This is a genomic window from Paenibacillus sp. VTT E-133291 (assembly GCF_002264395.1).
In the GTDB taxonomy this organism is placed as follows: Bacteria; Bacillota; Bacilli; order Paenibacillales; family Paenibacillaceae; genus Paenibacillus_AQ; species Paenibacillus_AQ nitricinens.
This window is the reverse complement of the sequence record NZ_NFVA01000222.1, coordinates 1-921: the sequence shown is the minus strand read 5'-3', so window position 1 is coordinate 921 and position 921 is coordinate 1. Positions and strand designations below refer to the sequence as shown.

At 53.3% G+C, this 921-nt stretch carries 1 protein-coding gene; it reads right to left on the bottom strand.

Annotated features, from left to right (window positions below):
- The coding region (locus CA598_RS31665) for a hypothetical protein (protein ID WP_143812503.1) at positions 1-903 on the bottom strand (903 nt) is incomplete at its 3' end.
- Positions 904-921 lie beyond the last annotated feature (18 nt).

Sequence of the window (921 nt, the reverse complement as noted above, 5' to 3'; positions counted from 1 at the left end):
CTTAATTGCGGCTTTCTGCGTCTTAACGAGATCGGTCGCGAGATCCTGCGTCAGCTTCGTCAGTGACTTGCGCAAGTTGTAGAGCTGCTCGTCAGCCTGCGCATAATACTCCGAATCCTTGGCGTAGCGATCCCGTACGCGAGTCCACGCGTCGATCTTCATTTGCGCAACCTCTGTTTCCGATTTGCCTGCGTCATACATCCGCCGTTCCTCCGCGCTAACCCACTTCGACGATGCGTTATATTTAGCGCGTGCTTCCGCTTCGGTTGCGGTAGCTACGTTCTTGCGCGACTGGCGGACTTGATCGTCGGCGGAGATATACTCTGCGCTATCCTTCGCGTAACGATTACGGAGTCGCGTCCAGCTTGCGAGTTTCATTTCCGAGATCTTTAGCTCCGACTTGCCGCTATCTTCCATCCGTTTCGATTCCGCGTCAATCCACGTTGTACTGAAATCGTAACGCGATTGCGCGCTATCCTCCGATAAGCGCTTGAGCTGTAATTGCAGCGTGCGCGCATCGTCAATGGATTCCGCGAGAAACTTCGCATGTTTCGCCTTGAGCGCGTCATACTTTTTAATCTGCGCGTCAGCCGTCATATCGTAAAAGTCCGCTTGAAACTGGACGGTTTTCATATCGACATCATACGCAGCCTTACGCGCTTCAGTGGCGAGTTCTGCGGCTGTCTTCCCCTTCGCTTTCTTTTCCTTCGCGGCTTTAGGCGCATCCTGCGGAATAATATCCTTCGTAAACGTCTGAGCTCCGGTCTCTACTTCTGCCGCCAACTTCTCCATCTCGCGCGCTGCGTCCGAATACTTCTGCTGTTGTGCAAGCGCTAAGTCCCGCCCCTGCTTCGCTTCCTCCGCTACCTTATTAGTGAGGTAATCGTTGTTTACGATATCCATAACGTTCGGCGTCTTACC